This is a genomic window from Methylovorus glucosotrophus (assembly GCF_009858335.1).
Classification (GTDB): Bacteria; Pseudomonadota; Gammaproteobacteria; order Burkholderiales; family Methylophilaceae; genus Methylovorus; species Methylovorus glucosotrophus.
Map to the genome: position 1 here is coordinate 565136 of NZ_VMSE01000001.1, position 25674 is coordinate 590809.

The following is a 25674-nucleotide window of genomic DNA, read 5'->3' on the forward strand; positions in this document are numbered from 1 at the left end:
CCTAACTTCAAGTAAAATAACGTCTATTGATGGCCGACAACATTTCGTTGTCGGCTATTGTCCATTTATACGGCCATGAAACTTAGAATCCACGAAATCTTCCATTCGCTGCAAGGCGAGTCATCGCGCGTTGGCCTGCCCACGGTATTCGTGCGGCTGACTGGCTGCCCCATGCGCTGCGTTTATTGTGATACGGCCTATGCCTTTCATGGCGGCGGCAGTATGGAGATCGACGACATCATGCAGAAGGTGGCCGAGTACGGTGCGCATTATGTGACGGTGACGGGGGGCGAGCCTCTGGCGCAACGCGATTGCCATGTGCTGCTGACCCGGCTGTGCGATGCGGGTTACAGCGTGTCGCTTGAGACAGGTGGTGCGATGGATATCGCAAATGTTGATCCACGCGTTTCTGTCATCCTGGATATCAAAACTCCTGGTTCCGGCGAGCTGGAAAAGAATTTGTGGGGCAATCTTGCGCATCTCAAGGCGCAGGATGAGGTGAAGTTCGTGCTTTGCGATCATGCGGATTATCTCTGGGCCAAAGAGCTGCTGGATAAACAACCGCTACATCGTACCTGCAGTGTGCTGTTTTCGCCGGTATACAGCCAGGTGAACCCGACAGAGCTGGCTGAGTGGATACTGGCTGACAAGTTGCCCGTGCGCATGCAGGTGCAGTTGCACAAGATATTGTGGGGCGAAAGGCCCGGAGTTTGATATGAGTAAAAAAGCGGTTGTGCTGTTATCCGGTGGGCTGGATTCCGCCACTGTGCTGGCGATTGCACGTAGCCAGGGCTATGAGTGTTATTGCCTGAGCCTGGATTACCATCAGCGCCATTCTGCTGAGCTGCTGGCGGCACAGCGTGTAGCCGAATGCCTGGGGGCAGCGGAGCACAAGACCGTACAGCTGGATCTTTCTCTGTTTGGGGGGTCGGCGCTTACCGATAATCGCATTGATGTGCCGCAGTCCCCCACGGAAGGCATACCGGTGACCTATGTGCCAGCGCGCAATACCATCATGTTGTCATTGGCGCTTGCCTGGGCCGAGGTGTTGAAATCACGCGATATTTTTATCGGTGTCAATGCGCTGGACTACTCCGGTTATCCTGATTGCCGAGCCGAATATGTGCGGGCTTTTCAGTCTATGGCCAATCTGGCGACCAAGGCTGCCGTCGAGGGCGATACCATTACCGTGCATGCACCGCTGATTGATTTGTCCAAAGCGGACATTGTGAAGCGCGGCAGTGCGTTAGGCTTTGATTACGGGATGACGGTTTCGTGCTATCAGGCCGATGAAGAGGGCAGGGCTTGCGGCAAGTGTGATTCATGCCGCTTCCGCCGCGAAGGTTTTCTCGCGGCGGGCCTCGCGGACCCTACACGCTACCAGCCCGCATAGCAGGGGCTGACAGCGCAAGAATGCAGATAATCTGATATTCCCCTTGCCAAGCCCCTCATAAATAACGTAAAATCCGCGCCTTTCTGTGTCAATTAAAAGAGAACAACTATTATGGTGATCATTCGTCTCGCACGCGGTGGCGCGAAGAAATCCCCCTTTTACAGCGTAGTGGTAGCTGATTCGCGCAATCGTCGCGATGGTCGCTTCATTGAGCGTGTAGGTTTTTACAATCCTTTGGCTAAAGAAGGCCAAGAAGGCCTGCGCCTGAACGGTGAGCGTATTGCTCACTGGCAAAGCAATGGCGCACAGTTGTCTGATTGCGTTGCACGTCTGGTAAAGCAATCTGCCAAAGCAGCTGCCTAAGCGGGGTATCGCCTTTTAGCGGGCGATAATAACTGTGAAGGATATGGTCGTCATGGGGCGCGTTGTCGCCCCTTATGGCATTTATGGCTGGCTGAAAATTCAGCCAGATACCGAGACCATAGATAGCCTGTTCGATTACGATAACTGGTGGTTGGGGCGTGACCCCAAGTGGCAGGAATATCCGGTCGAAGCAGCGAAAGTGCATGGCAAGACCTTGCTGGTCAAGCTGGTCGGCATTGACGATCGTGATGCGGCATTTGCAGCCAAAGGCAAGCAGGTGTCAGTGCCGCGCGAGCAATTGCCGGAAGCGGAAGAGGGCGAGTATTACTGGTCCGATCTGATTGGTTTGCGCGTCAGCAATTTGCAGCAGGTGGATTTTGGCACCGTGGTGGATGTATTCGAAACCGGGGCCAATGATGTGGTCGTGGTGAAAGATGATGCCGGACGTGAGCGTCTGGTGCCGTTTACCGCAGAAGCCGTGCCTGAGGTGAATGTTGAGGCAGGCACCATGCTGGTGGATTGGGATCCGGAGTTTTAATGTCGGTGCAGGAGCCTGCAGCCACACAATCCGCCACCAGGCAGTTTGACGTGGTCAGCCTTTTCCCGGAGATGTTTCAAGCTGTCAGTCAGTTTGGCATTACGGCAAGAGCGCTGGAGAAAGCCATTTATGCCCTGCATGTATGGAATCCGCGCGACTTCACCAGCGACAATTACCGGACAGTGGATGACCGGCCATACGGTGGTGGCCCTGGCATGGTGATGCTGGCCGAGCCTCTGGAAAAAGCCATAAGTGCTGCCAAGGCCAGGCAAGAGCAAGCCGGAGTGGCAGTGCCCAAGGTGATACACCTGTCACCGCAAGGCAAGCCGCTTACCCATGCCGCAGTGATGCAGCTGGTGCAGGAGCCTGGCTTGATATTGCTGGCCAGTCGCTATGAAGGTGTAGACCAGCGCTTGCTTGACCGTGTGGTCGACGAAGAATATTCGATAGGCGATTATGTGCTATCGGGCGGTGAATTACCCGCCATGGTGTTGATAGATGCGATTGTGCGCCAATTGCCCGGCAGTCTGGGCGATATGGATTCCGCACTGGAAGATTCATTTGTGGATGGCTTGCTGGATTGCCCCCATTACACCCGCCCGGAAGTATACGAAGGCGTGGCGGTGCCCGAGATTCTGATGTCCGGGCATCATGCAAAGATCAAGCGTTGGCGGCTCAAGCAGTCGCTGGCGCAAACAAGGGCTAAACGCCCGGATTTACTGGCCGAAAGGTCGTTGACGAAAGAGGAATCTCGGCTGCTGGCGGAGCTTGATGTTGAGCAAACGCTGAAGCAGGAACAAGAATCCTCATAATTAAAAGGAACTGAAAAATGGCAGACATTATCAAGTTGTTGGAACAGGAAGAAATTGCCCGTCTCGGCAAGAACATTCCTGAATTTGCACCTGGTGACACCGTCATCGTTGGTGTGAACGTGGTTGAAGGTACACGTAAGCGTGTACAGGCTTACGAAGGTGTTGTGATTGCCAAGCGCAATCGTGGCCTGAACTCTTCTTTCATCGTTCGCAAGATTTCTTCTGGTGAAGGCGTTGAGCGTACATTCCAGACTTACTCCCCACTGATCGCTTCTATCGAAGTGAAGCGCCGTGGTGACGTACGTCGCAGCAAGCTGTACTACTTGCGTGAGCGTTCAGGCAAGTCTGCACGTATCAAGGAAAAGCTCAAGCTGCGTGACAAGCCAGTTAGCGCTGAATAAATTTCAGCCTGAGCTGTCTGCAAAAAGCCCCGCAAGGGGCTTTTTGCTTTTTTGCGTAGCCCATAGTGAGCGAACTGGATGCGCCCTCAAGGATTGCGTTACCATAGCCTGATGAATTCCCAATCAAGCTCACGCGATTACGATGCCCTGATTGCCGCGCCGTTTGGCGCCATTGGCCTGCGCGTTCAGGATGACTTTGTGGTTGCCATCGAATTGTTGAGTGAGACCAGCTCGACATATGCCGCGCCCACACCGTTTGTGCAGCATGCCGTGCATCAGCTACAGCGGTATCTGCGAGATGCGAGGTTCGCGATCGATCTCCCCTATGTCACCGGTGGCACCTTGTTTCAGCAGCGCGTCTGGAAGGCCATTGCCGATATCCCCGCGGGAGCAGCCTTAAGCTACAGCCAGCTTGCCCAACGCGTCAGCTCTGGCCCCAGGGCCGTCGCTAACGTATGCGGGGCGAACAGGGTACCCTTGCTGGTTCCTTGCCATCGCGTGGTCGCCAAGAGCGGTCTGGGTGGCTTCATGCAGGGCAATCCGCATGGTCTTGCCATCAAGCAATGGCTGTTGGCGCATGAGGGCTTGGCATGAGTGCAGCGAATACTGCATTGCTTGATAGTTTTGTGGATCATCTCTGGCTGGAGGATGGTCTGGCGAGAAATACCCTGGAAAGTTACCGGCGTGATCTTGCCCTGTTTGCTGACTGGCTATGGTCTGAACATGCGAAGTTGCTTAATCAGGCGGATCAGGGCGATCTTCAGCAGTATCTTGCCTTCCGCTTTCCAACCAGCAAGCCGCGCAGTGTCAGCCGCCTGATTGCGAGCTTGCGGCGCTTTTATCGTTATGGCTTGCGGGAGGGGCAGATTAGTGTAGATCCCACGCTGCTGATTGATACCCCCAAGCTGCCGCGATCACTTCCAAAAAGCCTGAATGAGGACGAGGTGGTTGCCTTGTTGAACGCACCGGATATTGCACAGCCCATCGGGTTGCGTGACCGGGCCATGCTTGAAACCCTATATGCGTGTGGCCTGCGTGTCTCTGAACTGGTGGGCTTGCGCTATACCGAGGTCAGCCTTAATGAGGGCGTGGTGCGCGTGACCGGTAAAGGCAGCAAGACCCGTCTTGTCCCATTGGGGGAGGAGTCCGTCGACTGGTTGTTGCGATATGCGCGCGAAGGCCGGCCGCAGATTCTGCAGCAGCGCGTGTCGGATAGTCTGTTTGTGACGCAGCGTGGCGAGGCGATGACGCGCCAGGCATTCTGGTACCTGATCAAGCGCTATGCTTTGCAGGCGGGCATACACAAACCTCTGTCGCCCCACGTGTTGCGCCATGCCTTTGCCACCCATTTATTGAATCACGGGGCAGATTTGCGGGTGGTGCAGATGCTGCTGGGGCATTCGGATATTTCAACCACGCAAATTTATACGCATGTCGCGCGTGAGCGCCTGAAGCAGTTGCATGCCATGCATCACCCGCGTGGCTAGGGTGTGGTGATGTACTTCAGGTTCTACTCGCCGCTTGCATCCAGATAGTACCAATCGCCATTCAGTTTGATGAATCGGCTGATTTCATGCAGCTTTTCCGCTTTGCCGTTGATCTTGTAGCGCGCTTCAAACTCCACGATCGCGTTATCGCCTTGCACTTCATTGCGCAAGATGCGCAGGCCTGTCCATTTGGTGGGTGCGTCGTCGCTTAAGCCAAGCTGTGCCGGACGGGTGTCGGGATGCCAGGTCGCCAGCAGGTAATCTTCAAGCAAAAGCGCATAAGCCGCATAACGGGAGCGCATCAGCTCGACAGGAGATTGTTGCTCACGGCTGCCGGTATGCCAGCGCTGGCAGCAAGCGGTGTAATTCGCGCCACTGTGGCAAGGGCATGGCGCTGGTTTCATGGGCCCGGTGCACCCTGTGTTCTGGCATAGGGGGCAGCCAGAGGCTCACCGATGAAAAGCCCTTGCGCTGGCCATGCTACGCTTTTCCAGTAGCTTTCAATCAGGGTTTCGCCCTCGAGGTAATGTTTCATCACAATGCTGGGTGCCGGGAATTTCTGCCAGTAATTGCAGGGTTCGGACACTGTGCCATAGCTGCCCGTGGCACCCGCATCCAGCCAACGCAGGCTGGACATCTGGGCTTTGCCCAACAGGTCGCCGCCACTGGATGTCAGATGGTCGGCAATGGCGCCCGGCCTGAATGCCAGCGTATCCAGATGCGGCACGGAAATTTTGCCGGTGAAGTAAAACATCACATCTTTGCGGTCCTGAATGCTGTCGGCCTCTATGCGCTGAATGCTCAGCTGGCTGGCGGCAATCTGCATGGGTTTGGGAAACATGGGCGCACGTGCATTGCGTGCCTGGTCCGAGGTCGTCAGTAGATAAGCGCTGCTGGGTAGCAGGCGGAAACTGCTGAACACGCCCCTGTCAATCAGGGCTTTTGCCTGCTCCACAGACTCGACTGGCAGCAACATGGTGGGGCGTATGCCAAGAGCAGTGTAAGGCTGGCTGATGGAGCTATTGAAATACGGACTCGGCTTGCCGGGGTCGCAGGTTTTTTTGCACTGCTCGGCGTCGTAGCCCAAGGTCATGGCAGAGGTAATGCTGTTGCATTCGACTGCATAAGGGGTGGTCCAGATCAGCACCATGGCTTGTATCTCCGGGCCAAGCCGCGGCAGGATGCTGCTGCGCAAACCGGCGAATTCCCAGGCGCTTAACTTGACCTTGCCGGTAGGCAGTTTCACCTTGACCAGGTTTTGCTGGGGAATCTGGCGCGCCTGCAGATAATACTCGCCCACCTCCACGCTGTTTGGGTCCGCTTCATTGACGATGACGGCAAGGTTGGCAGGTCCCAGTCGTGTGGGCGTGGACGCTGCGAGTGCGTTGAATGATAGCAGGCAGCTGAGGCTGAACAGGGTGGCTGTCTTGGCAAAGCGGGTGGATATCAACATGATGAAATATAAGGTTGAGCTTGAGCGTTGGGCTGGGTTAATACTATTTCGTTCGCTCGATGACTACACCCAGTGCTTTCAGCCCGGGCAAAATGCCTGGCTTGGCTACTTTGATCTTGACCCAAGGGGCGCCGAATTCATTCAGCACAATCTGACAGATATGTTCAGCCAGCGCCTCAACCAGTCTGAATGACTTCTCGCTCAGGGTTTCGCGTATGCGAGCGACTACCATGCCGTAGTCTATGGTGTCGTCGATTTCATCCGTCTGGCACGAGCGGCTGTGTGGCATGGCGATTTCCAGATCCAGCACGATGGTCTGTGGCACCATACGCTCCCACTCCGGTACGCCGAGGCGGGTTTGCACTTTGACTTCGCTCAAGAAAATCATGTCCATGCGGGGATATCCTTCATTGATCCAGGCTTGTTTCTGGTGATGCATGCTTTGCCACAGGCTATTGCATCAAGGTTTGCGTTCACGGCGGTGCGGTAATCCAGTATATTCCTGCTTTTGTGCGTGGTTCATGCGACTGGCACCGTAAAAATTTCAGGAATTTTAAAGTATTTATGATGATTGATAGCGCTTTTATTCTGGCAGCCTATTTGCTGGGTTCCATTTCCTTTGGCATTGTCATCAGCAAGCTGTTTGGTTTGCCTGATCCGCGCACTGTTGGCTCCGGTAATCCGGGGGCGACCAATGTATTGCGCAGTGGCAAAAAGCTGGCAGCCCTGCTTACCCTGCTGGGCGATGCAGCCAAAGGCTGGCTGGCGGTGTTCATTGCGCAGCGTTGGGGATTCGACGCGGGTATGATTTGCCTTGTTGCGCTGGCCGTATTCATCGGCCATCTTTACCCCGTGTATTACGGCTTCAAGGGCGGCAAGGGCGTAGCAACTGCACTGGGAGTGCTGCTGGCATTTTCAGGTTGGCTAGGGTTGGCGGTGCTGCTGACCTGGGCGCTGGTGTTTGCCATCTGGCGATATTCTTCCCTGGCAGCTTTGGTGGCAGCTTCGATGGCACCGCTGTATGCATGGTATTTGTTGCCCAGCGAGAGTTATGTGTGGACAGCGCTGGTGCTGGCACTGCTGCTGATCTGGCGCCATCGCAGCAATATCAGCAAGCTGCTGGCAGGTACCGAAGCGGGCTTCGGCAAAAAATAGCCTTTAAGCGGAGGCTGCTGGTCGCTGCAGGCTGGCCAGATCCCAGCGGGGGCGTACGCTGAAACCATGGTCGCCCGCAGTCTCGTGCTGCATGCGCATGGCACCCGCGAAGGCAATCATGGCCCCGTTGTCAGTGCAGAACTCCAGGCGTGGGTAGTGCACATGGCATAACCGTCGTTTGGTAGCGCGGTTGAGTTTTTCGCGCAGTTGCCTGTTGGCGCCTACACCGCCAGAAACCACCAGTTGATCCAGCCCGGTCTCGCGCAAAGCGGCCATGCATTTTGCGGTCAATACTTCCGTGACGGCTTCCTGAAATTCCAGTGCAATATCTGCCTTGGTCTGTTCATCCAATATACCGTCTGCATCGCTGTGGTCATTCACCAGCGTCAATACCGCAGTTTTAAGTCCGCTGAAGCTGAAGTTAAGATCGCCACTGTTCAGCATGGGGCGTGGCAGTTTGAAACGTCCGGGCGTGCCAAGGTCGGCCAGGCGCGATACTGCCGGGCCACCGGGGTAACTCAAGCCCAGCAGTTTGGCGGTTTTGTCGAAAGCTTCGCCGGCGGCATCATCCAGCGTATCGCCCAGCAATGTGTAATCGCCTATGCCGCCCACGCGCATCAATTGGGTATGCCCGCCAGAAACCAGCAGAGCTACAAACGGAAATGCAGGTGGATTGGCTTCCAGCAATGGAGCGAGCAAATGGCCCTCAAGGTGATGCACGCCTACGGTGGGCACATTGAGGGTGAACGCCAGTGATTCGGCAATGCTGGTGCCGACCAGAAGCGCGCCAGCCAGGCCTGGGCCTTGCGTGTAAGCAATGCCGCCAATATCTGCCAGCGTCAGTTTGGCCTCATCCAGCACGCGCTGTATGAGGGGCAGGGTGCGACGCACATGGTCGCGCGATGCCAGCTCTGGCACCACGCCGCCGTATTCGGCATGCATATCTATCTGCGAGTGCAGCGCATGAGCCAATAGGCCTTGTTCCTGGTCATACAGGGCAATGCCGGTTTCGTCGCAGGAGGATTCAATGCCGAGAATAATCATAGTGGGCTGGGCTTGCAGTGCGCTGGGATAAGGGGCTGAGTGAGGCAAAAGTACAATATAACGATTGATAAAACCGTAATGTGCCGCTAGAATAGCAGACTTTTTCGCCCTTTCTCAAGGAAAGTGATCTAATGTCCAGCGTACGTGTTAAAGAAAACGAGCCGTTTGACGTGGCTCTCCGCCGCTTCAAGCGCATGATTGAAAAAACTGGTCTGTTGACCGACTTGCGTGCCCGCGAGTTCTATGAGAAGCCTACCTGGGAGCGCAAGCGTAAGGCTGCTGCTGCTGTTAAGCGTCACTATCGTCGTATTCGCAACCAGACTCTGGCACCTAAGCTCTACTAAGATTCGTTAGCCGTATATTCGGCTGTGAGTTTTGTAGTGTGCTGTGAAACGTTGCTTGTACTGGTTTTATAGGGAGTGCCTGTTGTGTCGTTGAAGGTTCGCATTAGCGAGGATATGAAGTCGGCTATGCGTGCCAAAGACAGCGCGCGACTGGGTGCCATTCGTCTGTTGCAGGCTGCTATCAAGCAGCGCGAAGTGGATGAACGCATCGAGCTTGATGACATGCAAGTCATCGAGGCGATTGAAAAGATGCTGAAGCAGCGTCGCGACTCCATTTCCCAGTACGAGGCAGCCAATCGGCATGACCTGGCAGATGTCGAGAAGTTTGAAGTAAGCGTGTTGCAGGAGTATCTGCCACAAGCGCTGACCGAAGACGAGATCAAGGCGATACTTGAGCAGGTGGTGGCGGAAACATCCGCATCTGGCATCAAGGATATGGGCAAGGTCATGGCCGCGGTTAAACCGCTGGTTGTAGGCCGCGCCGACATGGGCAAGATATCCGGGTTGATCAAATCCAGATTAAGCGCCTGACCCTGACAGCTTGGTAATTTAAAAAAGGAGCTTTGGCTCCTTTTTTGCTTTTAATGGAATGGGTTTAGGCTATGATTTCTGCATTACGGTTTTTGGGTGCTAATTGTCTTTAAATGATTCCTGAGTCGTTTATCCAAGAGTTGCTCAATCGCGTTGATATCGTCGATGTCATTGACCGTAGTGTCCCGCTGAAAAAAGCCGGGGCCAACTATTCTGCCTGCTGCCCCTTTCATAACGAAAAATCACCCTCATTTACGGTAAGTCCCACCAAACAGTTTTATCACTGTTTTGGTTGTGGAGCGCACGGCTCCGCCATCGGTTTTGTGATGGAATATCAAGGTCTCAGCTTTGTTGAAGCGATTAACGAGCTGGCCAAGCAAGTGGGGATGATCGTGCCGCAAGAGACGCGCGAGCGCGATGCGGATGCTCCCCAGAAAAAAGCCGTGCCCGGCATGGTGGAAGCCATGCAGCAGGCCGTGTTGTATTACCGGGGCGAGCTCAAGAAATCCCAGCGCGCCATTGAGTATTTGAAAGGGCGCGGCTTGAGCGGTCAGATTGCCGCCCGTTTTCAGATGGGGTATGCCCCCTCTGGTTGGCAAAACCTGCAGGAGGTATTCAGCGATTATCAGGACGATGTGCTGAAGTCCATCGGCCTGGTGATTGAAAACGAACAGGGGCGGCGCTATGACCGTTTTCGGGATCGCGTCATGTTCCCCATTCACGATCAAAAAGGCCAGGTGATTGGCTTTGGCGGTCGCGTGCTGGGCACGGAAGGTAATGATGATGGGCCCAAATACCTGAATTCTCCCGAAACTCCTTTGTTTCAGAAGGGTCAGGAGTTATATGGCCTGTTTCTGGCCCGCCGTGCGATTCGCGATGCTGGGCGTGTGCTGGTGGTGGAAGGCTATATGGACGTGGTTGCGCTGGCGCAATACGGCATTGAATATGCCGTTGCCGCGCTGGGCACCGCCACTACGCCGGTGCACATCACCAAGCTCATGCGGCAGACCGATGAAATCGTGTTTTGTTTTGATGGCGATGCCGCCGGCCGCAAAGCTGCCTGGCGTGCGGCCATGAATGCCTTGCCAGCGCTGACGGATGGCTTGCGATTAAGCTTCCTGTTTTTGCCAGCCGAGCATGACCCGGACAGCTATGTGCGTGAACACGGCAAGGAAGCGTTTGAGGCGGCCATGCAAACCGCATTGCCCTTGTCGCAATATCTCATACAACATTTGAGTGAAGACAACGGACTGCAGTCGCAGGAAGACAAGGTGCGCTTTTTGAATGAGGCAGAACCCATTCTGGCACAGATACAGGCACCGCGGCTTGCACTGTTATTGCGCAAACGCGTGGCCGAGTTGGCCGGGCTTTCGGATGAAGAAATGCGCAGCATGATCCGCTTGCCCGAGGTGCAGCGCCCTCGCCGCAGCCAGCCACGGCAGACGCGCAGCACGCTCTCATTGCAGCGTCGTTTTGTATTGATGGTGCTGATGCAACCCGCGCTGGTCAGTCCCGATGACTTGGCATGGGTTCTGCATGAGAGTGAGGAAGATGCCCTGGTAAAACACGCGCTGGAAGCCGCGGTAGCCTACCCAAGCGCCAAGCCTGCGGGCTTGTTGCTGCAATTGCAAAATCGGGTGGATGCCAGGCTGATGCGCGAGCTGGAGCGCGAGATTCATTTACTGGATGAGCAAGTCGATTACTCTCTTGAATTTGAGGGCGCGCGCAAGCAATTAAGGGATATGTACGCCGAGCGGCAAGGAAAAACTCTACTGGCACGCATGCAGGAAAAGAAAATCAGCGATATGACCGAGCAGGAAAAGGCATTGCTGAAAGCGATGGTAGGCGCGACTAAAAATAGGTCGTGATTTAAGGTATAATGCCGGGTTTTTCCGTAACCGCATTTAACAGGTTTAATGGATTTGAGGTCAAGCATGGCTAATGAGCAAAACGATAAGGTCAACGATAAAGTAGAAACGCAGATCAGCGATGCTGATATACGTCGTACACGGCTTAAGTCGCTGATCGTTCTGGGTAAAGAACGCGGCTACCTGACTTACGCTGAAATCAATGACCACTTGCCGGACGACGTTCAGGACTCTGAACAGATCGACGGCATTATCGGCATGATTAACGATATGGGTATTCAGGTGTACGAAGAGACACCCGATGCCGAAGCACTGCTGATGTCGGATGCTCCACCGCCAGTGGCCGATGAAGATGCCGTGGAAGAAGCCGAACAGGCCCTTTCTACTGTGGATTCCGAGTTTGGCCGCACCACGGACCCTGTGCGTATGTACATGCGCGAAATGGGTACGGTAGACCTGCTCACGCGTGAAGGCGAAATCGAGATCGCCAAGCGCATTGAAGATGGCCTCAAGCACATGGTGCAGGCGATTGCCGCCTGTCCTACCACCATTGCCGAATTGCTCGCCATGGTGGAAAAAGTTGAAAAAGACGAACTCAGTGTTGATGATCTGGTAGATGGCCTGATTGACTCTGACGTCGGCCTGGAAGAAGACATCCCGGTAGAAGCCGCTGAAGCCGAAGAAGAAGAGCCTGAGGACGATGAAGAAGACGACGGCGACGAAGACGGCGCCAAGGCCGCTGCCATCTCCGCTGAGGCGCTGGCCAAGCTGAAGGAAGAAGTGCTCACCCGCTTCGCCGTTATCCGTCAGTCACACCAGAAAATGACGGTCATCCTGCAAGAGCGCGGCTCTCAGGATAAAGAATATCAAGCCCTGCAAAACGCCATTCTGGAAGAGCTGACCGCATTCCGCTTCTCAGCCAAACAAGTTGAAGCCCTGTGTGACCAGGTGCGCAACATGGTGGAAGAAATCCGCGGCCACGAGCGCAAGATCATGGAATTCTGCGTCGACAAATCCGGCATGCCACGTGCGCACTTCATCAAGGTGTTCCCTGGCAATGAAGGCAATCTGGACTGGCTCGCTGGCGAGCTGACTGTCAACAAGCCATACGTTGAGCGGCTGGAGCGCTTCAAGCACTCCATCGTGGATCAGCAGCAACGCCTGCTGGACCTGCAAGACCGCGTGGGTATCCCTATCAAGGAACTCAAGGAAATCAACAAGCAGATGTCCACCGGCGAAGCCCGTGCACGTCGTGCCAAGCGCGAGATGATCGAGGCCAACCTGCGTCTCGTGATCTCTATCGCCAAGAAATACACCAACCGTGGTTTGCAATTCCTTGATCTGATTCAGGAAGGCAACATCGGCCTCATGAAGGCCGTGGACAAATTTGAATATCGCCGTGGCTACAAGTTCTCTACGTACGCTACCTGGTGGATTCGTCAGGCCATTACGCGCTCGATCGCCGACCAGGCCCGCACCATCCGTATCCCGGTGCACATGATCGAAACCATCAACAAGATGAACCGCATCAGCCGTCAGATTCTGCAGGAAACCGGTCTGGAACCAGACCCAGCCACCCTGGCAGAAAAGATGGAAATGCCGGAAGACAAGATTCGCAAGATCCTCAAGATTTCCAAGGAGCCCATCTCCATGGAAACCCCGATCGGCGACGACGACGACTCCCATCTTGGCGACTTTATCGAAGACATGACCACGCTCGCCCCGGTAGACGCTGCTGTCTACGCCAGCCTGCGTGAAGCCACCAAGGAAGTGCTGGAATCCCTCACCGCGAGAGAAGCCAAGGTACTGCGCATGCGCTTCGGTATTGAAATGAACACCGACCACACGCTGGAAGAAGTCGGCAAGCAATTCGACGTCACCCGCGAACGTATCCGCCAGATCGAAGCCAAAGCCCTGCGCAAGCTGCGCCACCCAACGCGCTCCGAGCGCCTGCGCAGCTTCCTCGAAACCGGCAACGACTAAACGCCTAAGTTACAGGGCCTCTAGCTCATGCCTGGTTAGAGCAGCGGACTCATAATCCGTTGGTGCTCGGTTCGACTCCGAGGAGGCCCACCATAATAAACAAGGGGTTACGTGAAAACGTAACCCCTTTTATTTTGTACTTTGCGCTCAAGGTGCAAATTCAGTACAGTAAGTAATCTTCGACTGCATTGAAAATTCATGGCTACCATCGTAAAAACTGATTCTGGCACTTGGAAAGCATTGGTTCGTAAAACTGGCTGGCCTTCTGCCTCAAAAACATTTCGTGTTAAGCGTGATGCGCAAGACTGGGCTAGGCAAATCGAGGACCAGATGATCCGATCCGTTTACATTCGACGTACTCCTTCTGAGAAGATGTCGATCAAAGAGGCATTTGAACGGTATGAGCGGGAGGTGTCGCCGACAAAGAAAGCATCTACTCAAAAACGTGAAGAGCTGCGGGTAAAACTTCTCAAGGAAAAGTTTGGCCAATATTCCCTGGCTGCATTGACCTCGGATATTGTGGCTGATTACAGGGATCAGCGTTTGGCAACTGGCAAGTCAAACAACACTGTCAGGCTAGAGCTAGCCTTACTGGGCCATCTCTATTCCACCGCCATTAAGGAATGGCATATCGCATTACCTGCCAACCCTGTAGCCAACATTAGAAAACCTAGCCCTGGTGCAGGTCGGAACGTCAGGCTAAATCGCACGGAACAGCAACGCTTGCTGATAGCGTTGCAAACTCATTCAAATCCGATGCTTGCTTGGATATTTCAGGTTGCAATAGAGACTGGTATGAGGCAGGGGGAAATTCTCAATCTCAAGATTCAGCACGTTGATACTGAGCGCCGTATCGTGTCGCTCTTTGACACCAAAAATGGTATGTCTCGAACAGTACCTTTAACTAAGTTGGCTGTGGAGGTCTTCAAAGAGGCGCTAGAAAATCCCGCGAGGCCGAATGACTGCGAACTAATCTTTTTTGGTGAACCTGGTAGAGACAAAAAACGATCACCCTACCAATTTAATAAGGTCTGGATGGATGTTAAGAAGAGCATCGGTCTTGGGAATTTGCATTTCCACGATCTTCGTCACGAGGCTACGAGCCGCTTAGTTGAGGCTGGGTTGAGTGATCAGGAAGTGGCATCGATAAGCGGGCACAAATCCATGCAGATGCTGCGTAGGTACACCCACCTTAGAGCCGAGGATTTGGTGGCCAAGCTCGATAAAATCGAAGATATCGTAGGTTAGCGAAATTTATTGAAAATGAGGCGTCAATTGTGTTAATTTAATTGCCATGAATACACGTCAAGCAAATAGGTATGCTAAGGCAGCTTTGGGGCACCAAGTCCCATTGATGCAAGTGCTATACGCTATGTCGACCGTGTTGTTTTTTTGTTTGTTATTCTTTGGCTTGGTATCGCCAGAATCGGCTGTGGCTATTTATGGTGTGGTAATTGGGCTCTGTGGTGCCTTTAGTCAGGCCAACCATGAGGCAGCCCATGCTTATACCTCCATAGCAAAGGCTATAACTGAGGCGAAGTCATTCGCTTCATATCTATTCAAGCTCTGCCTCCAAATTTTCTCGCAAATTTCAGCTCTGTTAAATTCGCTTCCAGAAGTGAATTTGAATCTGATTTTCTCTGTGGCACAGCCTGTACCAGCTGCTCCACTCGCATTCCGCTCTTAAAAATCCTTAATTAATCGACATTTCGCACCCCTCAAGGGGAACGTATTCACGTGCGCGCTAGCGCTATAGATTAAGTAAGGATTTCATATGCAATCTCAGACAACTACTGAGTCGTTACTCATCAGCACCTATGGGCCATTGATGACCCTTCCTGATTTGGCTGAGTGTTTTAATCGGTCCATTAATGGCCTTCGTGTGAGCCTCTCACGAGATAACGAGACTTCAAGGCTATTGCGGAAAGCCAGATTCAAGATGGGCCGCCGTTGTTACTTTCGCACGGAAGCAATCGCTCAAGTTATTAATCAGCTTTCTCAAGAGGGGGCTTGAACATGACTGTGATAACGATTTTTCCAGTTAATCGAGCCGTTAAAAAAGAGAAATTGCACACAAGCTTAAGGGGCCAATCATGAGTATCGTGAAGTTGGCCAAATTTGACTCAGGGTTTGAGTTATTGGCTCGCGAGACATTGCAAGACTCCAGGCTGTCTCTTAGCGCTCTAGGCGGGTTGGTAAGAATGTTATCTCTGCCCAATGATTGGGAAATTCGGATCGGGCCGCTTGAAAGAGAAATTCTTCACGTAGGGCCTGATTTAAGAAAGCGCCTTTTCAAAGAGCTAATAGACGCTGGATATATCAAGCGCAGCCAATCTCGAAACTTGAACGGGACATGGGATTGGAATTTCACGGTATTTCCGACTTCCGCTTTAAAAGCTAATGAACCGAATGAGGGTGAAAGCTTCCAGGAAGATCATAAATCCACCGGGGGGGAGGCCATGGATGGAAAAGCCATCGATGGCTCATCCATCGATGAAAAAAGCCCCGATATAGATATAACAAATCCACTCAATACAGAGTTTATTAAACTACCACTACAACAAGCTACCAAACCCACCTCCCTTTCTGAGCTCGAATTTTTTTATAGTTTTCCAGAGGCTATCCGATCGCAAGCTCTACTCATGCTGAATGGTCTTGATTTAGAGCTTGCTCAGCTGTTGCTGGATGAGCTGTCTGGCATAGCGCTTAGAAAACGTATTAAGGTAACGCCGATTTCGGTCTTAAAAGGACTGCTGAATAGTTATCATCAAGGAAAATTTACTCCAAACCTCGCTTTAGAAGTGCAATCAAAGCGTGAGCAGCGGATAGCCGAGCAGGCACAATCAAAACAAAACCTCAAGAAGAAACCTTCTACCGAAGCGCGGTATGAGCCGAGGCGTGAGGAGCGGGAAGCCATGAGGGCCGCGCTAAGGAGGGACGCAAAATGACCTCTCCAGTGCTATCGGTTTATTTGGGAAACGCCTTACGCTCGCAGTGGGATGCCCACTGCAAATCTCAAAATGTACGATCCTCAACAGCAGTGAAAGATGTCGTTGTTTATCTTCTCAGTAAAAATATCCGCCCACAAAATTTTCAAGAAATCGTGAATACTCCAGATACCTTTAGAGTCCGGCTGGAACTGAGGTTGAGTGCCAGCGAATATGAAGCGACCAAGGTATTGGCTGACGTAACGGGTGCCAACGTTAATCGGTACGTGGCTAACTTATTGAGGAGCCACCTGACGCAAGCCCCACAGTTTCACCAATATGAGCTAGATGCAGTAACGGAATCAACTGCCCAGCTAATGAAAATTGGTTCTAACCTCAATCAAATTGCTCGGGCAATAAATCGCAATCCCTTGGAGACTGACCTTGCTAGGGTTGACCTGATGAGTGATATCAGCAGCCATATCAAGGACCATACACGTTCTGTTGCCATGCTTATCCAGGCTAATTTGCAACGCTGGAAGGTTAAATAACATGGCCAGTATTGATCATCCAGTAGTGATTGATGGCGTGCTTAAAGAAATTGGTGACCGTCTCTTCTATGAGACTGTGAGGCCGATAAAACAAATGCCACGGAGGACCATGACAGGCGTTTTTCGGTTGCCCAAGCATCAGCCCGTCAAGAGGGACGTCCATTACATCCAGAGAAAGCTTAGCTTCACAGCCAGGAGATTCCCCGAGGTAATGGTGAAGATAAGTGGAGGGCCGAAAGGTATGGCACATATCAAAGCGCATCTTGAGTATATCTCGCGTAATGGGCAACTCAAGCTTGAATCGGAAGACGGCGCTATTTGGGGCGGCAAGGATGAGTTAAAAGACCTGCAGGACCAGTGGCGCTATGGCGGCTATCCGATCGTCGAAGATACTTCCAAGCAGGCTTTCAACGTTATTCTCTCCATGCCACCTGGTACGGATCGAGCAGCCGTAACTGTAGCTGCACGAGAGTTTGCTCATCAGGAATTTAGGTTAAATTACAGTTATGTATTTGCTACGCATGATGATGAAAAGCACCCTCACGTGCATTTATGCGTTAAAGCAATGGGTAAAGATGGTGTAAGGCTTAATCCACGCAAAGCTGATCTTCAGCGATGGAGAGAGATATTCGCTGATAGACTTCGCGCAAATGGCATTGAGGCGAACGCAACCAGGCGTCCTGTGAGAGGTGTAACCAAACGCCCCAGAAAACAGGCGGTGGTGCATCTCGAAAAAAGAGGTTTCAAGTCTCACCATCGCGAAGCTTTGACACAGGCTGCCACTGCATTCATCCGGAATGGGAATGGCAGCCCTTTCTCTAATCCGCTTCGGCCTCAAATTCTACGCGCACGGCAATTCGTGGTGGCTAGCTGGAACGCTATTGGCCATGCCCTGCAGGGCCAAGGAGAAGGCCAGCTGTCTTCAGACGTAAAGGCATTTGTCGAGGCCCTGCCTCCAGCCGAGAGCATAGGCGAGCGCTTGGAGCAGCAATTACGAGCGCAGATCAACCAGAAGAAAAAAGATAAGGGAGTGGACAGATGAGAGTAATAACTATCAATGATTTGATGAAGCGTGGCGTGCCATGCGGAATGGAATTGATTGGCCGACAAACCCGTGAGGGAGTGATGCTTGTCGCAAAAAATAAAAAACGGTCCGTTTATGTGATGGATGGTGATTCATCCGGACCTGCTTTATTCAAAGATGAATCCTTTGTTGAGTTTCTGAAGATGGTTCCAGGGGTAGATCAGCTGACCGTGATGTTGCATCCCAAAATTCGAGCTGGGAGTACGAAATGAAAGTGAATTTATACATTGTCACCGTGGCTGTGCTGATGTTGGGCGCCTGCGGTAAGGAGCCCCTAGTCGATCAGGTGGATGTGGATAAGATCGCTGAATGTGCATTTGGCAAGGATGGAAATAAACAGATGGCCGCTTGTAGTCAGCTGAATGTCACTGAGAAAAGAATCATGGCATGTGCCTCACCCAAAGGCGTGTCTCGGCGAGTTGCTTGCAAGGTTCTGTCTGCTGAAGAGTTGCACTTCATTCCCCAGCTAGACGCGATGAGACCTGTGGGAACGCACTTTGACTTCACCATTCGGCAACCAGGCAAGTAAATACCTTTTTGGTATAGGAGCGATTATGACTAATATTTTTGAAGTGCTTGGGGCAACACTTGAAAGTGCAACCCAGCATTATGCAAGTCAGCATTCGGCCGCATTAGCGCTGGCCATTTTTCCATATGTTTCAAGTGGCATTCTGGTCTGGCTCACCATCATGGGCTTTCAGACCATCTCGGGAAGGCTGCAGGCGCCATTTATCAATGTTGTCGAGCGATGTGGCGCAATCACTTTTCTTGCAGCCATTGCTTTTGGCTCATCGATATACCAGGTCGAAATCCTGAACGATTTTGACGCGCTTCAAAATGCACTTTTAAGTGCGGTCTCCGGGCTTGAAACCACCCCATATAAAGCGGCTGATGCGGCATTGCAAAGAGGGTTGGATTTGGCAACGGAGTTTTCCCATGAAACCTCGATCACCGGGTTCGAATCCTTCTATGGATGGGCCGTAGGTTCTTTGATCATCTATGGCGGAACAGTTGTCCTGACCACCATGGCGGCCGGATCAATCATGATTGCAAAAGCAAGTCTTGCTATTGCACTAGCCTTTGGACAGATCGCCATTGCTTGCGCCATGTTTCCAGCTACGCGCAAAATTTTCGATGCATTTATAACGACGGTCCTTAATAGAATTGTCTACATCCTCGTTATTTCCATGGTCCTGGGCTTTGCTTTAGATATCTTCAGCGGGGTCGCGGCAGGTTACACGGACGCAGCGCAACCTTTAGCCTTTGCCTGGGAATTGCTCATTGCTGTGATTGTATGTGGCTTATTAATTTGGAGCGCAGGGTCACTTGCATCCGAGTTGGCGGGAGGTGTGGCGCTAGCCGTAAGCAATCCCATCATGGCTGCAGCTCGAATGGCAGGTTATCCCGCTACTTCTGCAATGAGATACCTCAACGGGCAGTCTTCTCGAACAAATGCCGTCACTGGTCAGCAAGAGTATGCGAGTCGTGCATCTCATATTGCGAGGGGTAATACAGCGCTCAATCCAGCATATAGGCAGAAGGCAGCCATGAATATGCAAAATGGGTGGGGGCCATCCTCTGGAGGAGAAGCCAAACCTATGACGTCGAGCCAATCCAATGTTGAACGCATTAAAGCGATGGCTAAACGACGTGATGACATCATGAAAAAGTGAGGAGTGCGACATGTTGCAAGCGATACAAGAATTTGGAATTTTTCTCGATTACTGCCTGAACTGGGTGACGACCGCTTTGGTTTTGTCATGTGCCTTATGGATCCTCGTGACTCATTTTTGGGTATATCGGAGAGGCGGTCTTGCTGGAGTATTGCGCTGGCATAGAAACACTAAAAGAATATGCGGATTTAACGATACGGCCTATTCTTCGGCTATTTTAGGCTTGTCTGTGGTTGTATTAGCCGTAAACATGAATACCCCATCATTCTTCGGGGTAACAACGGGCCTTTTGCTGAACGGCATGCTTTTTCTGGTAATAGCAATACTATTCGGTGAAAGGCGTAAGCATTGGCAATTCTTGAAATCCAGTGCATGCGAGGTCATCCTGCGGCCTTACCAATAACCTCTCTCAAGGCGTTGATAATATCAACGCTTTTCACAAAGCATTTTTTAAGGATGGGTGTATGACCGAAAAAATCGATGTAGCATCTCTTAGAGATGTTAACCCTGCAGAATATATCACTGACAAAGAGGACTTTAAGGCATACCTTGATGTATTAGAGGAGGAAGGGGAGCTCGGAGCGCTTACCGAAGGGTTACTGATATTATTCCAAGCTAAAGGCGCTCTAACGGTTGCAGAAGCTTTAGGCGTAGATGTCCGTGAAGTCTGGAATGCTCAGCAAGAGCCCGTAGAGCATCAGAAATTATTGCTTCGCATTATAGAAATACTGAAGAAGGGGTGACTATCAATGGCCGGCTCAAATAACCCCCATCGGGGCAGCAGTTTTGATGCTTTCCTGAAAAAGGAAGGTATATATGAAGAGGTTACTAAACGAGCTTTAACTAGAGTTGCAATTATGCAGCGAGCTATTATTGCCCAATCGGCGCAGATCCATCATGTCAAAGAAAACAAGAATTCAAAAACTTGAAGTTAAGAAATTGATCAACGCTTTGCCGGCAGCATTAATCCACCAATTGGATACTGAGGTGGGTGCACCTGGCCAAATTTTCCAGGCAGAAGACAAGCTTGTTATTACGCAGGCGCAGCTCAAAAAGCGTCCTACGCTGGGAGATTTGCTGGCACGCTGTGATCGCCAGTTTCCCGAGCCCGATTTATCTGGCTGGGATGAGCTCGATAGCCCACTGGTGGGAGTTGAGCTGATTTGAGTAATTTAAAAAGCAGCAATATCGTCATTACGCCGACACACAGCAAGCATTCAAGCTTGCTGATTTGCTTTCTGGTGTGATGAAATCACTCATCTAAACCCATATCAAAAATTTTCATTTCAGAAGGGCTGTTTAATCGATGTTCATTCGGCTCAGGTTCTATTGCTAAAGGAAATATATGAGAAAAATATTCTTGTCATTGGTGTTGTTCTTTTTGAGTTTTTCGTCTTTAGCAGGAGAGGATAGAACATTCGAAAGTCAGAGACTCTTATTGAGTGATAATATTTATTCAATATTAATTAAAGATAAATTATGTTCCTCAAAGAATGAATGTGCGAGTCGACAGTATTTTTTTTGCAGTCCGGCTACTAATGGAATAGATGTCAAGTTGTATGGGGTAACAAATAATAGGACGTTAGAGAAAATATTAAATTTGATAACAAAGAACTATTTAGAGGGTAAGGTTGGGCGATACACTTTTTCAGTATTTGAGATATCAAAGCAAGAAGATTTAAAGTTGTTTTTCTGGCAAAGCCCAAAACCAATTTACAAAGTAACATTTGAAAGGGAATAGTCAACGAGGTTTGCTGCCCCTTTATGGACCCGGGATCGGCTCAGTCGCTTTGATTATGGGAGCCAGAGAATCAGAATTGGCTCCTTACTTCAGGAGGCGGAGGCTAAGCAGTCGGTTCAAGAGCTCCTGAAATGGATACAAGCGAAGAATTGACCTCTTTATTGAGATCCAGCATCAAGTCCATAACTCGACGCGATTCGTCTGCATTAAGAACGGATTCATTGCATGCTGGGCAGAATCCCCCCGTAACATTCTGGATGGTATTCTTTTGCCCCTTATAGATATAAGGGGTATCTCTAGTATCACTAGCAAGCTCTGCTTGACCACAAATAGGACATTTCATATTAACCTCTCCAACTGAGATGGCACCTAGGCGCGATGTATAGGTATTGTGATCGTTAAGTACTTATTAGCAAAAGTGGCGCTGGTTCCTGAGTCATTGCAGGGCAATGCAGGATATTCTTGCTGCTTGCAAATATCTGCGCCAGAGGCTGGCGCAGGACTTCAAAAGTGTTGATATTATCAACGCATTTAAAGCATTCCTTCCTAGTGCAGGATAGGCTATCGCCGGTATTTATGATATGTCATCATGAAAGTGCAATCTTGCGGTTATGAGTGAGGGTGTAGCTATGACTGCAGATGAGAGAAGATAATGTCAAAAATCGTATGAAAGAAGCTCACGGGGAACCAATTCCGTATTTCGGGAAATTTTAAGTATTAACTCACTTTCTTGCATAATGAAGATTCTATGAATAGCGAAATTAATGAGTCAGACAATCTCAAAGAGAGGCAAGCGGCATTAATTAAGGCTATTAAAGATGGCACCGTTTCTCTACTTGATGGCGTAATGTCACCTGTTTCAAGATCTATAGCTAATCGACTAGGAACTGCACAATTTGATATGAATTCATGGTGGGTAGAAACGCCCACCAAATGGGAATGCCCTGCGTGCGGTCGATCTAAATTAGAAATTGCAAGATTGAATGCCAATGGAGAGATTATGTGCCACTTGGTAGAGCATCACGATCATATGAGGGATGTGTTAAAGCGTAGATTTCGAGAAATTTCAATCAATCGAGAAGACGTGATTGCTGACGAGCAAGCCGAGGGGTTCGCAAAACGTTCATCAATGATGATTGCTTCTTTTGAGAACACAATTGTGTGTGTTGATTGTAATAATGCTGACACTATCGCGAAAAAAGTGGCGAAGGCCCATAGTGACTTTTCATTTTCCCCGCAAGAGCTTCGCCAAATTATCAAACCGGTATCTAACCGATCACATAACATCGACAGGGAAGCTGCGAAAGCATTATGGAGAGAACGTGAGCGTACATTTGAGCTTAGATTAAGAATAGCTGATCGTATAGCGCAAATCGCTGCAAATAATGAGCATTGGTTTCAACCTGGGGGATGGGGGAGCACCTCAGAAAGCGTTTCTCGGACAGCTTCGGATATCATTTTCAGGTGGGGGGCTTATGGAGTTCAGCAAGAATTGAAAGGGCCGCGCAAAATCATACCTAGTAGATCAATCTCAGCTTGGAGGCATACTCAATACCCTGCTATTAAAGAAACTCCCCATAAGAATGAGATTGAGCATGCAGGAGTTGTCGGGAATCCTCGTTTCTGGGCTGAACTTAATGAGGAATGGAAATGTCCGGGATGCCAAAGAAAAAAACGAGAATTGGTGCGAAAAAACAAAGATGGGGAATGGTCGTTTCCTGTGGGGAAAAGATTTTTGTTTAATACTGCGGCGCCGCGGTGCCGAGTTGATACACTTGCTTGTGGCGATTGTATAAAGGTCGCAGAGGATATGGGCAAAGAAGCTGCATTTATCGCAGGAAAGAAAATTCAAGGATTCGCTTCCAAGGTTAGTATTGATGAAGTACAACGATGTGTAATTCCTCGCGCGCACTCACGCCACAATATAAAAAATGAAGTTATTGAGGAAATTTTAGAAATCATCGCTCGCAGAATTATTTCGACTACAGATTGAGACTAATCATATCTTCATGATTGGGATCGTAAAGAGGAGTCAGCATTGGTATAAGGCCGGTCGAGTTTAACTAAGCTATAACTTTGATCTGGCGCACTTTAGTTTTACTATGGTTTATCTTAAAGGCTACAAACGCTGTACAGTGCTTAGTTTTTTTAGTGTAATAAAAATTACGCTAAATTTCTGATATTAAATTAATATTGGCAACGGTTGATAGTGTTAATTATTAATAATAATCAATTGTTTAATTGGTTATCAATCTACTCGCGAACAGTGCGGCTGGGGCCACTGCCGCAGACACGGAGCTAGAAAAAGCGCTGGGCCAGCGCAGGGCGAGCCAACAGAGCGGCAGGAAAAAAAAGCGGGGAGACGACGGTGTACATTTCCGAAATTTATGCGAGCGGCTTCCGTTGTTTCGATACGGCCGCACCTTTGCAGCTTAAGCTCTCGCCTGGTCTCAATATTCTCGTGGGACCGAACGACGCCGGAAAGAGTGCGATTATCGATGCGGCTCGCTACGTACTGTGGACCCGTGGCGACGACTATATCCGCCCGGACGAGCAAGATTTTCACGTCGACGCCGATGGCGCACGGGGGTGCGACTTCATCGTTCGCTGCACCTTCGACGATCTCAGCGCAGATGAAGAGGCTCGGTTCCTTGAATGGTGCGCCAACGAAAAGGGAAAGCTCCGTCTCCACGTCTGTATGCGGGGTGCTCGGCGCGTTTCTCCTGGCGGTGGCAGCATCATATCCAGCCAGCACCGCGCCGGCGCCGAAGGCGAAGGCTTGCCGCTCGATGGAGAACTGCGCGAGTATCTGAAGGCCACCTATCTCAAGCCTCTGCGAGACGCCGAGCGCGAGATGCGAGCAGGGCGCCGTTCTCGGCTGTCGCGGATTCTCGGTGCGATGCCTACGATGGGACTGCAAAGCAAACCCGCCGCGCAAGGCGGGGATGCAACGCTCCATGACACGCTCACTGCGGCTGATGTGGCGGTCCGAAACAACGCTGCGGTTGGCGGCATCGCCAGCAGCGTCAACACCGATTTCCTCGACAAGCTGTCATTCGTGGACGATCGTCTCGTTGCAACGCTGGACCTGGGCGCTGGCGGTTCGTTCGATCAGATTCTTGAACGGTTCGAACTCTACCTGAATGCCAAGGCGGGCACCGAGCGTGTCCAGCGCGGTCTGGGCTACAACAACCTGCTATTCATGGCCGCGGAGCTGTTGTTACTCCAATCCCATCCCGATCAGGTGCCATTTTTGCTGATCGAGGAGCCCGAGGCGCATCTGCATCCGCAGCACCAGACGCTCTTCATGGAAGTGCTCGCGGCCCGTGCCGCCAAGCCCGACCCCGACAAGGGCGAGGTCCATCAGCAGGTCCAGGTGCTACTGACCACCCATAGCCCTCAGCTTGCGGCCGGCGCTGAGCTTGAGACCATGACGATGATCGTCGGTCACCGCGCCTTCCCGCTGGGAGCTGCCCATACCCGACTCGAGGTGGACGACTATGAGTTCCTTCGTCGATTCCTCGATGCCACTAAGGCCAACCTGTTCTTCGCCCGTGCACTGATTGTCGTTGAAGGTGACGGCGAGCATCTGTTATTGCCGGCAATCGCCGAGAAGCTTGGCCGTCCGCTCAGCCGCCACGGTGTGTCGATCATCAATGTCGGTCACCGCGGCTTATTCCGCTATAGCCGGATTCTGCAGCGTATGGCCGGGGACGTGATCCCGGTGCCAGTGGCGTTGATCCCCGACAGGGACATCCCTCCGTCTGAGGCGAAAGGCCTTGTCGGGGAGCGCAAGACCGAGAACGAGTTGACGCCAGACGAGATTGCAGCGAAGCTGAAGACGCTGCGGCGCGACGTCGGAGATCCCGTCGACGCTTTTATCGCCGATAGCTGGACACTTGAGTTCGATCTCGCGCTCCGACCTGAGCTTGCCGAGAGCGTTCACCAGGCCGTCCAACTTGCCAAGACCAGCAGTCGCAAGCCTGAGTGGCTGGCGAAAATCGGGAAGATGGCCAGCGAAACCTACGCGGGCTGGAAAGCGGCTGGGCTCTCAGCGACCGATATCGCAGTCAAAATCTACCAGCCTATATACGACAAAGAGGCCTCCAAGGCAGAGGTCGCCGAGCAACTCGCTGCAATATTGCGTAAGCGCGACGATACGGCGGAGCAGATGGGCAATCGGCTCCCGCCCTACCTTGTACGCGCGATCCACTACGTCACGGGGGGCTATGTCCCCGGGACACCGGCCATCGCTCCCGAGCCGGATGTCGAAGGCGAAGAAATCGTTGCCAAGATAGACGGCGCGGCGGAGGGGGAGGTGTAGCT

At 51.7% G+C, this 25674-nt stretch carries 30 protein-coding genes and 1 tRNA gene; 26 read left to right on the top strand and 5 right to left on the bottom strand.

Annotated features, from left to right (window positions below):
• The first annotated feature begins 75 nt into the window (after positions 1-75).
• The 8 genes from queE to xerD all read left to right on the top strand — a co-directional run bounded on the left by queE (position 76) and on the right by xerD (position 4994).
• Positions 76-714: a 7-carboxy-7-deazaguanine synthase QueE gene (queE, locus tag FNL37_RS02575; protein WP_013443100.1), complete on the top strand. Its 639-nt coding sequence runs from the start codon at positions 76-78 to the stop codon at positions 712-714.
• A 1-nt stretch (position 715) separates the two neighbouring features.
• Positions 716-1393 (top strand): 7-cyano-7-deazaguanine synthase QueC, encoded by a 678-nt coding sequence (queC, locus tag FNL37_RS02580; protein WP_159355025.1) that lies wholly within the window; start codon positions 716-718, stop codon positions 1391-1393.
• 111 nt (positions 1394-1504) lie between these two features.
• A complete protein-coding gene (rpsP, locus tag FNL37_RS02585; RefSeq protein WP_013443098.1) occupies positions 1505-1756 on the top strand; it encodes a 30S ribosomal protein S16 in 252 nt (83 codons plus the stop codon).
• A 52-nt stretch (positions 1757-1808) separates the two neighbouring features.
• Complete coding sequence (gene rimM, locus FNL37_RS02590; protein ID WP_013443097.1) at positions 1809-2294, top strand: ribosome maturation factor RimM; 486 nt, start codon at positions 1809-1811, stop codon at positions 2292-2294.
• Positions 2294-3106 (top strand): tRNA (guanosine(37)-N1)-methyltransferase TrmD, encoded by an 813-nt coding sequence (trmD, locus tag FNL37_RS02595; protein ID WP_159355026.1) that lies wholly within the window; start codon positions 2294-2296, stop codon positions 3104-3106. The genes rimM and trmD overlap by 1 nt, the downstream gene beginning before the upstream one ends.
• A 17-nt stretch (positions 3107-3123) precedes the next feature.
• Complete coding sequence (rplS, locus tag FNL37_RS02600; protein ID WP_013443095.1) at positions 3124-3507, top strand: 50S ribosomal protein L19; 384 nt, start codon at positions 3124-3126, stop codon at positions 3505-3507.
• Between the two features lie 111 nt (positions 3508-3618).
• Entirely contained in the window at positions 3619-4101 is a 483-nt protein-coding gene (locus tag FNL37_RS02605; RefSeq protein ID WP_244948185.1) for a methylated-DNA--[protein]-cysteine S-methyltransferase, read from the top strand.
• A complete protein-coding gene (xerD, locus tag FNL37_RS02610) occupies positions 4098-4994 on the top strand; it encodes a site-specific tyrosine recombinase XerD (protein WP_159355028.1) in 897 nt (298 codons plus the stop codon). Before FNL37_RS02605 ends, xerD begins: the two co-directional genes overlap by 4 nt.
• Positions 4995-5017: 23 nt before the next feature.
• Here the strand turns inward: xerD and FNL37_RS02615 are convergent, their stop codons facing one another.
• The 3 genes from FNL37_RS02615 to folB are packed head-to-tail and all read right to left on the bottom strand — an operon-like array spanning position 5018 to position 6841.
• Entirely contained in the window at positions 5018-5398 is a 381-nt protein-coding gene (locus FNL37_RS02615) for a YchJ family protein (protein WP_159355029.1), read from the bottom strand.
• Positions 5395-6447 (bottom strand): TIGR03790 family protein, encoded by a 1053-nt coding sequence (locus FNL37_RS02620; protein ID WP_159355030.1) that lies wholly within the window; start codon positions 6445-6447, stop codon positions 5395-5397. The genes FNL37_RS02615 and FNL37_RS02620 overlap by 4 nt, the downstream gene beginning before the upstream one ends.
• Before the next feature lie 43 nt (positions 6448-6490).
• Positions 6491-6841, bottom strand: coding sequence for a dihydroneopterin aldolase (gene folB / locus FNL37_RS02625; protein WP_041362882.1), 351 nt, complete (start codon positions 6839-6841; stop codon positions 6491-6493).
• Between the two features lie 170 nt (positions 6842-7011).
• On the opposite strand from folB, the gene plsY reads away from it, so the two are divergent.
• Positions 7012-7602 (top strand): glycerol-3-phosphate 1-O-acyltransferase PlsY, encoded by a 591-nt coding sequence (gene plsY, locus FNL37_RS02630; protein WP_159355031.1) that lies wholly within the window; start codon positions 7012-7014, stop codon positions 7600-7602.
• Between the two features lie 3 nt (positions 7603-7605).
• Here plsY and tsaD read toward each other — a convergent pair whose 3' ends face one another.
• Complete coding sequence (gene tsaD / locus FNL37_RS02635; protein ID WP_015830909.1) at positions 7606-8646, bottom strand: tRNA (adenosine(37)-N6)-threonylcarbamoyltransferase complex transferase subunit TsaD; 1041 nt, start codon at positions 8644-8646, stop codon at positions 7606-7608.
• Between the two features lie 131 nt (positions 8647-8777).
• Between tsaD and rpsU the strand changes: the two genes are divergently transcribed.
• From rpsU to FNL37_RS02710, 15 genes are all read left to right on the top strand, one after another.
• On the top strand, positions 8778-8990 hold the full coding sequence (gene rpsU / locus FNL37_RS02640; protein WP_013443087.1) for a 30S ribosomal protein S21: 213 nt from the start codon (positions 8778-8780) through the stop codon (positions 8988-8990).
• Positions 8991-9074: 84 nt separating this feature from the next.
• Positions 9075-9521 carry a GatB/YqeY domain-containing protein gene (locus tag FNL37_RS02645; protein ID WP_041362379.1) on the top strand — a complete coding sequence of 149 codons (447 nt, stop codon included), beginning with the start codon at positions 9075-9077 and terminating at the stop codon, positions 9519-9521.
• Between the two features lie 113 nt (positions 9522-9634).
• Complete coding sequence (gene dnaG, locus FNL37_RS02650) at positions 9635-11389, top strand: DNA primase (protein WP_159355032.1); 1755 nt, start codon at positions 9635-9637, stop codon at positions 11387-11389.
• A 66-nt stretch (positions 11390-11455) separates the two neighbouring features.
• Positions 11456-13372, top strand: coding sequence for an RNA polymerase sigma factor RpoD (gene rpoD, locus FNL37_RS02655; RefSeq protein WP_013443084.1), 1917 nt, complete (start codon positions 11456-11458; stop codon positions 13370-13372).
• A gap of 14 nt (positions 13373-13386) precedes the next feature.
• Positions 13387-13465 (top strand) — tRNA-Ile (locus FNL37_RS02660).
• A gap of 105 nt (positions 13466-13570) precedes the next feature.
• The gene (locus FNL37_RS02665) at positions 13571-14620 is read left to right on the top strand and encodes a site-specific integrase (RefSeq protein ID WP_159355033.1); all 1050 of its coding nucleotides are present in this window, start codon (positions 13571-13573) and stop codon (positions 14618-14620) included.
• An 845-nt stretch (positions 14621-15465) separates the two neighbouring features.
• On the top strand, positions 15466-16320 hold the full coding sequence (locus tag FNL37_RS02670; RefSeq protein ID WP_159355034.1) for a hypothetical protein: 855 nt from the start codon (positions 15466-15468) through the stop codon (positions 16318-16320).
• Entirely contained in the window at positions 16317-16850 is a 534-nt protein-coding gene (mobC, locus tag FNL37_RS02675; protein ID WP_159355035.1) for a plasmid mobilization relaxosome protein MobC, read from the top strand. Before FNL37_RS02670 ends, mobC begins: the two co-directional genes overlap by 4 nt.
• 1 nt (position 16851) lies before the next feature.
• Entirely contained in the window at positions 16852-17892 is a 1041-nt protein-coding gene (locus FNL37_RS02680) for a relaxase/mobilization nuclease domain-containing protein (protein ID WP_159355036.1), read from the top strand.
• Complete coding sequence (locus FNL37_RS02685; protein ID WP_159355037.1) at positions 17889-18146, top strand: hypothetical protein; 258 nt, start codon at positions 17889-17891, stop codon at positions 18144-18146. The genes FNL37_RS02680 and FNL37_RS02685 overlap by 4 nt, the downstream gene beginning before the upstream one ends.
• A complete protein-coding gene (locus FNL37_RS02690) occupies positions 18143-18463 on the top strand; it encodes a hypothetical protein (RefSeq protein ID WP_159355038.1) in 321 nt (106 codons plus the stop codon). Before FNL37_RS02685 ends, FNL37_RS02690 begins: the two co-directional genes overlap by 4 nt.
• 25 nt (positions 18464-18488) lie before the next feature.
• Positions 18489-19607, top strand: a complete 1119-nt coding sequence (locus FNL37_RS02695; RefSeq protein WP_159355039.1) for a TrbL/VirB6 family protein — start codon at positions 18489-18491, stop codon at positions 19605-19607.
• Positions 19608-19617: 10 nt separating this feature from the next.
• Positions 19618-20010 (top strand): hypothetical protein, encoded by a 393-nt coding sequence (locus tag FNL37_RS02700; protein WP_159355040.1) that lies wholly within the window; start codon positions 19618-19620, stop codon positions 20008-20010.
• A gap of 61 nt (positions 20011-20071) precedes the next feature.
• Positions 20072-20350, top strand: a complete 279-nt coding sequence (locus FNL37_RS02705) for a helix-turn-helix domain-containing protein (protein WP_159355041.1) — start codon at positions 20072-20074, stop codon at positions 20348-20350.
• A 154-nt stretch (positions 20351-20504) separates the two neighbouring features.
• A complete protein-coding gene (locus FNL37_RS02710) occupies positions 20505-20774 on the top strand; it encodes a hypothetical protein (protein WP_159355042.1) in 270 nt (89 codons plus the stop codon).
• A gap of 677 nt (positions 20775-21451) precedes the next feature.
• Here the strand turns inward: FNL37_RS02710 and FNL37_RS14125 are convergent.
• Positions 21452-21691 (bottom strand): type II toxin-antitoxin system MqsA family antitoxin, encoded by a 240-nt coding sequence (locus FNL37_RS14125; protein WP_159355043.1) that lies wholly within the window; start codon positions 21689-21691, stop codon positions 21452-21454.
• Between the two features lie 405 nt (positions 21692-22096).
• Between FNL37_RS14125 and FNL37_RS02720 the strand changes: the two genes are divergently transcribed.
• Together FNL37_RS02720 and FNL37_RS02725 are read left to right on the top strand one after the other, a co-directional pair.
• Positions 22097-23341, top strand: coding sequence for a hypothetical protein (locus tag FNL37_RS02720; RefSeq protein ID WP_159355044.1), 1245 nt, complete (start codon positions 22097-22099; stop codon positions 23339-23341).
• A 375-nt stretch (positions 23342-23716) separates the two neighbouring features.
• The gene (locus FNL37_RS02725) at positions 23717-25672 is read left to right on the top strand and encodes an ATP-dependent nuclease (protein ID WP_159355045.1); all 1956 of its coding nucleotides are present in this window, start codon (positions 23717-23719) and stop codon (positions 25670-25672) included.
• The last annotated feature ends 2 nt before the right edge of the window (positions 25673-25674 follow it).